The organism is Anaerorhabdus sp. (assembly GCF_036637135.1).
Classification (GTDB): domain Bacteria; phylum Bacillota_I; class Bacilli_A; order Erysipelotrichales; family Erysipelotrichaceae; genus Anaerorhabdus.
Genome location: NZ_JAVWNC010000074.1, coordinates 1 through 8,711, shown reverse-complemented (window position 1 = coordinate 8,711; position 8,711 = coordinate 1). Strand labels below are relative to the sequence as shown.

Annotated in this window: 6 protein-coding genes and 1 tRNA gene; 5 read left to right on the top strand and 2 right to left on the bottom strand. The window is 30.9% G+C overall.

Translation table 11 applies throughout. The features are described from left to right. Positions 1–336: 336 nt before the first annotated feature. From RR643_RS10405 to RR643_RS10395, 3 genes are all read left to right on the top strand, one after another. Positions 337–2,955, top strand: coding sequence for a M56 family metallopeptidase (locus RR643_RS10405; protein WP_332483168.1), 2,619 nt, complete (start codon positions 337–339; stop codon positions 2,953–2,955). Between the two features lie 134 nt (positions 2,956–3,089). Further along, on the top strand, positions 3,090–5,306 hold the full coding sequence (locus RR643_RS10400; RefSeq protein WP_332483167.1) for an EAL domain-containing protein: 2,217 nt from the start codon (positions 3,090–3,092) through the stop codon (positions 5,304–5,306). A gap of 14 nt (positions 5,307–5,320) precedes the next feature. Beyond that, a complete protein-coding gene (locus tag RR643_RS10395) occupies positions 5,321–6,151 on the top strand; it encodes a VanW family protein (protein ID WP_332472544.1) in 831 nt (276 codons plus the stop codon). Here the strand turns inward: RR643_RS10395 and RR643_RS10390 are convergent. Both RR643_RS10390 and RR643_RS10385 read right to left on the bottom strand, forming a co-directional pair. Then, positions 6,138–6,749, bottom strand: a complete 612-nt coding sequence (locus RR643_RS10390) for a YczE/YyaS/YitT family protein (protein WP_332472545.1) — start codon at positions 6,747–6,749, stop codon at positions 6,138–6,140. The genes RR643_RS10395 and RR643_RS10390 overlap by 14 nt on opposite strands. A gap of 69 nt (positions 6,750–6,818) precedes the next feature. Continuing rightward, entirely contained in the window at positions 6,819–7,691 is an 873-nt protein-coding gene (locus RR643_RS10385) for a DegV family protein (RefSeq protein ID WP_332472546.1), read from the bottom strand. Between the two features lie 107 nt (positions 7,692–7,798). On the opposite strand from RR643_RS10385, the gene RR643_RS10380 reads away from it, so the two are divergent. Beyond that, positions 7,799–7,873: transfer RNA gene (locus RR643_RS10380), tRNA-Arg, on the top strand. A gap of 210 nt (positions 7,874–8,083) precedes the next feature. Continuing rightward, positions 8,084–8,641, top strand: a complete 558-nt coding sequence (locus RR643_RS10375; RefSeq protein ID WP_332483166.1) for a DUF6609 family protein — start codon at positions 8,084–8,086, stop codon at positions 8,639–8,641. The last annotated feature ends 70 nt before the right edge of the window (positions 8,642–8,711 follow it).

Sequence of the window (8,711 nt, the reverse complement as noted above, 5' to 3'; positions counted from 1 at the left end):
GTGATTCACCAAGAGATAAATAGAATATTTTATCTTTCTTTTGGATAGGATCTGATTTAATATATTTAATTAAGGCTACAATTATTAGTATAATAATTGTAAAGAATAATAAATACATGATCAAGCCGAAGATAATAAATAAGTTAATTGATAAATCCATGCTAAATACCTCATTTCATTGATTGTATTTTAGCATACTACTAAAGTTGCGACTACCAACTATCACGCAATTTTATGTTGCATTTACAAAGATTCACTATAAATGTATTGGATAACTATTGACATTATAAGTCTACGTAAATAGACTATATATTAAGGAATTGCTGGGGGAGTATTATGGAAACATTATTGATTGACACACTGAATATGAGTATATCAGCATCAGTAATAGCGCTGGTTGTTATATTATTACGATTTGCATTAAAGAAATCGCCTCGTATATTTTCGTATGCTTTATGGATATTTGTTATGGTACGTTTATTACTCCCTTTTTCATTTGAAAGTACGTTTAGTATTTTTGGAAATTTTAACTTAACAACAAATCGTATTGGTGCACCACAATTTATAAATTATCCTGCATCAATCGAGTACCCAATGAAACAACCTATTGAAGTTTCAGTTGAAACAATTACACCTATTATTGATTCAACGGATAATTCAATAACAAATGAACCACAACCAAATGATGAAACAATAAATGAGTCACAATTCAATGACAAAACATCCATCATCACAATTCTTCCTTTTGTATGGATTGGTGGAGCACTAGTATTTTATATTGTTTTAGTACTTCAAGACATAAAGTTAAGAAAGAAACTTCAATTTGCGATTTGTATAGGAAATAATGTTTATGAGTGTGAAGAAATTGATATTCCGTTCCTATTTGGTATTATAAAGCCAAAAATCTATGTACCTATCAATTTAAATGAGAGTCAATTGATAAATATTATTACACATGAATCAGTACATATGAAACGCTTAGATTATTTAGTTAAGTTTATCGCGACAATCATATTGGGAATGCATTGGTTTAATCCAGTGATGTGGTTAAGTTATTACTTTATGTGTGAAGATATGGAAATGTCCTGTGATGAAGCAGCATTACGACAATTAGGATTAAAAGAAAAAAGATCATATGGGAAAACATTAATTGATTTATCTTCAAAACCATTTAGTACTACACTTGCATTTAGTGAAAATAAAACAGAATCTAGAATTAAGAATTTATTGAATTATAAAAAACCCAAAGTTTGGTTCACTATTTTTGCGTTCTTAATTTTATTCATTTTTGTATTGCCTTTGTTAAGTAATCCAATAAGTTATGGGCAAGATTATAATCGTATTAAAGAAGCGATTGAATATCAAACAAAGAATGAAGAAATAGCTTATTTATTTGCGACGAACAATGGGAATATAGATGAACGATTTACTTTAGCTTTTACTGAGCAACCAAATTATCAAATTTTGATTACTTTAAGTAGTATTAATAATAATGCTAAAAGTTATTTCTTATATGATACTGTCGTCAATCAAGTAATTAGTACGTATTTCGATGTGGATAGTATGATGTTGTCAAAAAGTACGGTGGATGTAATTTGTAAAAGTGCAAATGCCTCTTATGTTGACAGTGTAGTTTTTAATAAAATGTATGAAGAAGCTATGATTTATAGTAATAGTAACCTCAACACAATCGAAAATATAACAAGTATTCCTGAGTTTAGTGGCTCAAATCTATATTATATAAATGTGGATCGTGAAAGAATATTAATTCAATACAATAAATCGGATGGTGCAGTTAGCTATATTCTCTATAATGAAATAACAAAACAAGTTGAGAAAACATCTTCGAATATGGATGTTGGAAAAGAGCGACTTTTGGAAATATGCGAAATGATTACAGAGTATAATCGTCAGGATGTTGCACATACTGGTCGATGTGCTCTTCTTCAAAACAAGGAACTAAGTTGTCCAAATAGTATGAATTTTAATGTTCCAGAAAATATTAAATATATATTTCCACTCATTCAAGGAGAAATGATTCCACAAGATAATGGACTTTATCGAATCACAACATCTTTAGAAGGTAAACAACCTGTTATGGCGACAAATAGAGGTGTGATTATTGAAGATGGTGAAGATGAGTATGGATACTACTATATTATTGATCATTTAGGTGAAGAGATTTATTATGGTGGATTAAGTGATGATTTGTGGTTAGCAACGAATGATCAAATTCATGCAGCTGGACAATTAATCGGATTTGTTGATGATGGTAATCTCGTTTATGGAGGTAGCACAATTACAAATGAAACACAGATGTACTATCTTCAAGAAGAAAAAAGAATCAATGTCTTAGAAAGTAGTACTTCAACTTATTTCATATCAGATGAACAATTTGAAGAGATACAATTGTTGTTTATAGAAAATAATCCATATAGTGAATATAGTAAAAGGATACCTGTAGTTGAATCAAGTTGGGCACGAAAAGGACAACGTGATGATTTCTCGGTAACTGCACAAAGTAATGATTCACCAACATTAATATTGAGTCAAAGTCCTACTGAAGATTATTTCTATATTGATAAAGCGTATCTTATCAATAATACAAGAAACAATGTTAGCGGTAATAATTCAGTTGAGTATACGTTGATAGTGAATGAAGGACAGCTATATAGTTCTCCTAATAATATTAGTCTTTCATTTCGAGTAAATGATAATCAATTCTTTAATGGTGTATATGATATCAAGACGAAGACATTAACCCAGACAGATGTATCAACTGGATTTGACTCCCTTAATGAAAATTTAGTAAATGCAATCATTGATATTATTGATGGAGAATGCCAAATGGTGATTAGAACAGATAAGAAAGTGAACGAATTAGTGAAGAAAGCGATAGAGATTATCACTAAAGATGAAAACTATTCCAATTATAAACTGGAAACATTAGAATAGTTTTACTAAACAATTCGAAAGGATTGTTTTTTTGTTCACAATTCGATTTGTTGTGTTTTTTAAAAGCTATTTATGTGTTAGAATATAGATACCTAATGATATCCAACTTTAAATTGTGAGAGGATGTTCACTGCATGAAAAACAAAAAATTCATTTTTATTGGATTAACTGTTACTTTATTTGTTTTTCTAATGGTTGCGTTTGTTTCGTATAACCATAATTTTACTGTGTATATTCAACAACATATTATTAATCACTTGGAGGAATTACTTGCACCAAATGAAGTTTCATTTGAGCTTCAAGTCAATGAACAAGTTAAGAAAGTTAAGACAATTGCGACTATTTTTGCGAAAAATGAGACTTTAGGAACAGAAGATCAAATTGATTTATTGGATGCAGTTGTCGATAATAATAATTTAGAAAATTGTATGCTTGTCATGCCAGATGGTACGGCAATCAATCAAGAGGGTATTACATATAGGAATATGGGTGATGAAGAATTCTTTAAAGCATCAATGAATGGTGAATTCTATATTTCCGAGCCAGTCCCTTCTTTAGATGATCCATCACGTAAAGTTATGATTTTTTCTGCACCAATTGTTGTAGAAAACCAAGTAACAGGTGTCGTTTTGTATTCCTATTGGTGTGATACATTGAATTCAATGTTTAACCTAAAATTCTTAGATGGTGAAGGTAGAATAGTAATAATTGATGAGAATGGGTATTTATTAATTGGTGATTATCCTGGACTATCCAATTCTGATAATGTATTAGATTACTTCAAGATTAATTGCAAGCATGCTGATCACCCAGCGAATGAATGCTCAACGATTTCAGGAGAACGCGGTGTATTTAATGTAGAGACATATAATGGAGACTCAAGTCTCATCGTAGATTATGTTAGAATTCACAGTGGTAATTGGTATATGTTGTCAATTGCTCCAGAATCAGCAGTTATGGATTCATTTTCAGGAGTGTTTAAAGAGCAAAATAAAATGATTATAGTCATCATTGGGTGCTTAATGGTTTATGGATTAGTTTTATTAATGTTGGCACTAGAAGATCGTAAGAATGTTGATAAGATGACAGGATCATTAACAAGAAATACATTTATACGTAAAGCTAGAAGGATTTTAAAGAATAATGGTGCTTCAAGCTATGCTTTTGTTAAGTTAGATGTAAAGAACTTCAAAATCATCAATAGAGTTCATGATTTTGATACAGGCAATCGTGTCATTATCAATATGGCAAAGGCATTGGATTATGTAACGAAAACACCAGATAGTATATATTGTCGCTTAAGTGTTGATAACTTTGTTGTCATGATACCATTTGAAAACAAAGAGAAACTCGCAATTGTAAGATCTAAATTCATTACCAAGTTTAGAGACTTAATGGGCAAAGAATTTACAACAATTATTGAATTTCCAACAGGTGAATATATTGTTACACCATATGATAAAGGTAGACATAATGTATTTGAAATTATGGAAAAAATTAACTTCGCTCACTCAAAAGCTAAATTAAAGAGTGGTGGAGCAGTCACTGATTACTATGAAGATTTAGAGAAAGAAGCAATTATTCAAAGTGAGATAGAAAACAAAATGAATGCTGCTTTCCATAACAAGGAATTCAAGATGTATTTACAACCCAAAGTTTGTCTAAAATCTCATCAAGTTTGTGGTGCTGAAGCGTTGGTGCGTTGGAAAGAAAAAGATAGAATAATTAGTCCTGCTGATTTTATTCCGCTGTTTGAAAAGAATGGATTTATTGCGAAAATTGACTTTTATATTTTTGAACAAGTTGCAATATTCTTAAAAGGTATGATGGATAATGGATTAAAACCATTTAGAATCTCAATTAACTTTTCAAGAGTACATTTGTACAATGAAAGTTTTGTAATGCAGTTAAAAGGAATTGCGGATAAATATAAAGTACCATATGAATATTTTGAAATAGAATTAACGGAAACAATCGTATTTGAAAACATCAATAAAATTATTAATTTGATTGGTGAATTACATGCGATTGGATTTACTATGTCAATGGATGATTTCGGTAGTGGATACTCAAGTTTATCCTTATTGAAAGATATAGATGTTGATGTATTAAAGATTGATAAAGCATTCTTTGTGGATACAGTTAATGGAGAAAGAGCAAAGATCGTTATATCGAACATTATTGATATGGCAAAAGAACTTAAGGTAAAAGTAGTTGCAGAAGGAATAGAAACAGAAGATCAAGTCGAAATGCTGAAAGAGTTGAATTGCGATGTTGTGCAAGGATATTACTATTTCAAGCCAATGGCAGCAAGTGAATTTGACTATACAATACTGGATAAAGAATATTAGAAAGTAGGAGGAATATGAGAAAGTTATTTTGTGAAATATCTCCTCTCACATATTTAATTTCAGTAGAAAAAGAGAGAGCGTTGAGAAATTGTAAAGATTTTATTTCCCAGGCTCTTTTTGCTAGTGAGAAATCGGAGGATTATTTACCAATTGTGATAAACAAACACAATTCGCTAATTCGACGAAAACTTGGAAATGTAGATATGGAGTTACAGGAGAATAAGGCAACCAATTTAAGTATTGCAGCACCTAAAATTAATAAAATATTGATTCAACCCAATGAAGTTTTTTCATTTTGGAAATTGGTAGGTAAACCAACAAAGAAAAAAGGTTATCGCAATGGGTTAACTATTTCAAGTGGTAAAACCAGTAGTGGGCTAGGTGGCGGTATGTGTCAATTCACAAATTTAATTCATTGGATGGTATTACATACATCACTCACTATTATTGAACACCATCATCATGATGCATATGACTTATTTCCAGACTTTAACCGCCAAATACCATTTGGTACGGGGACATCAATTATGTATAACTACTTGGACTATCGTTTTAAAAATAATACAAATAAAACTTATCAAATTATTGTGACAGTAACTGATGAGTATTTGTGTGGTGAAATAAGATGTAATGCAAGAGAAGAAGTAAAATATCATATTCAAAGTGAAGATGAATATTTCTCAAAAGAAGGAAATGATGTGTATCGAAATGGGAAAGTATATCGTAAAGCAATTGATGTAAGAACAGGATTATGCATTAAAAAGGAATGTATACGTGAAAATCATGCGAAAGTATTATATGATTCCTCAACATTAATCATAAAAAAAGAAGCTAATCAAGACTAGCTTCTTTAAAGAATATACCTTCAAATAATTGTCTAAAGAATTGGATTCCAGGACCTAGGCAAAATGCAAAGATGACTGAACCAATACCTAATTGAGCTCCAAGTAAGAATCCGATTATTGATGCAGTGATATCTTGAATCATTCTTCCAGTTGAATACTTAATTTTAGGAAATTTAATATTAACTAAATGCGCAAGAGAATCCCAAGGAGCTTGACCAAGATTTCCTGATAAATATAAACCACAACCAATACATACGACGACGATAGCGATGAACATTATAGTAAATCGTAATGGTAATGAGATAACAGGAAGTGTGTTTATGAAGAATGCGGATGAATATTGGATAACATAACCAACACCCAACATATTGACAAATGTTCCTAAGTGGATTGTTTTTCGTTCTACCATAAACATTGGAATAAAGAGTAGTGCATTTCCTAATGATATACAGTTTCCTAATCCGATATTAATAATATTATTTATTCCACTAAAAAAGGTTGTACTTGGATCAATTCCTAGATCACAATAAACAGTTAAACCAATACCAACACCGATGATGATGTTTCCAATAATAACAAATAAGACTCTTTTTAGCATAAATATACCTCGAAAACAATTATATCACGCAATTTAGTTAATCATAGAAAAAAGTGCCAAAATGGCACTTTAACGTTCTGTAGCAAAGAAGAATAAGGCAATAGTTCCAGGACCTGAATGAGAACCAATTACAGGACCAATATCACTAAATATGATGTCTTTTATTGGTGTGGTTGATCTAATTTTGGTAGCGAGGAACTCAGCATCTTCTAATGCATCTGCATGAGATATGAAGATGATTTGTTTCTCTGGTTCAATGATTGTTTCATGAAGTCGGTTTGCTAAAGCGTGTAGAGAAGCTTTTCGCCCATGTTCCTTCGATACATTTACAAGATGACCTTCATTGTCTACATGAAGCACAGGTTTAATTTTAAGTGCTGTCCCTACAAAGGCTACTGCGCCTGATACTCTTCCTCCACGTTTGAGAAATTGTAAGTCATCCACAGTAAACCATAAAGATAGATTTAGGACGTGATCATTTAACCATTTTTCATTTTCTTCAATGTTTAAACCTTGTTCCTGATTAAGTAATGCATAATAGACCAATAAACCTTGTCCAGCACTCGCTGCAAGGGAATCTACAATGATTATTTTTCTATCGGGATATTTATCTTCTAGTAAGCTTTTCGCGACAATACTGGACTGTAAAGAGCCACTAAGACCAGATGAGAAACCAATATATAAAATGTCTTTTCCTTCATTTAATACTTTTTCAAATTCAATCCGAAATGTTTCTGGATTAATCTGTGATGTTGTCGATACTCCTCCATTTTTAAGTTTGTTATAAAATGTAATTGCATCCATGTTTTGAAAGTCTTTTGTGTGCATAAATACTTCTGAATCTAAGTTAACTTCCATTGGAAGAATGAGTAGTGGATATTTCTCATAAATACTCTTTGATAAGTCGCATGTACAATCTGTAATAATTTGATAATTAGTCATAAAACCTCCTTGTTTCCTAATATTATGATGCACTATGTTAATGTTTTTTTCAACTGATGTGGTTTTCATTGAGAATGAGGAGCAGTTGTTTTATAATAATACAAGATGCCCCTATAGTTAAATGGATATAACAAGATCCTCCTAAGATCTAGTTACCAGTTCGATTCTGGTTGGGGGTGCCAAAAAAGTAGAACGCGATAGATATCATATCGTTTAAGCCTTTAAATAAGGGCTTTTTTAATGCATTTGAAGATATATTGAAAAGAGCTAACCCATAGATATCATAGTTAATTAAAGAGTAATTTATCATAGCTAAAAGAATTAATGAACATTGCTATATATTTTTATCCAAGGTAATATAGAGATAGATTAGTAGGCATAGAGGAAATTGTATGGGATTCTTAGGTTATCAAAAAAATGAAATCCGAGAATATAATGACAAACGATGTTGTGGTTTGTGGTTCATTATCATTGGTGTAGTTATTTTAATTTCTACTATTTTTGGCGGGGAGCAAAAAATACAACCCGCTATATTTACCATCGGTTTCGCAATTGGATTTTACATATCTGTAATCAATAAAAAAGTAGTGGAAAAGTTATCGAATGGAAAATCATCAAAATTTCAAAATAATATGGCTGTTTTCTCCATAGTGGTTTTGTTTCCGCTTATGTTTACTTTGTCAGGTCCATATTTTCAAACACAAAATTGGAGAATGATTTGGTTGGGTTCATTCCTTGCCGTTGGACTTCACTTTATCCCGTTTTATTTTGTGCATGGAATTTCAATGATTGCGATTGCTATCTTATGTTCAGCTAATGCATTAATAGGCATGTTTTTTCCAACCATTCCATTCATAGTTTTAGCTTTTATTGATGGGTTCATTAAAATCGGATTTGGAGTATATCTTTTGTTTCTTTCAAAACCTACGAAAACCGTTGTTAAGTTATAAAAATTTCAGTTTGATGAATAGTTAATAAAGCTTCTTCATAATTTATTTAAAAATTAAAATTGCAACAAGG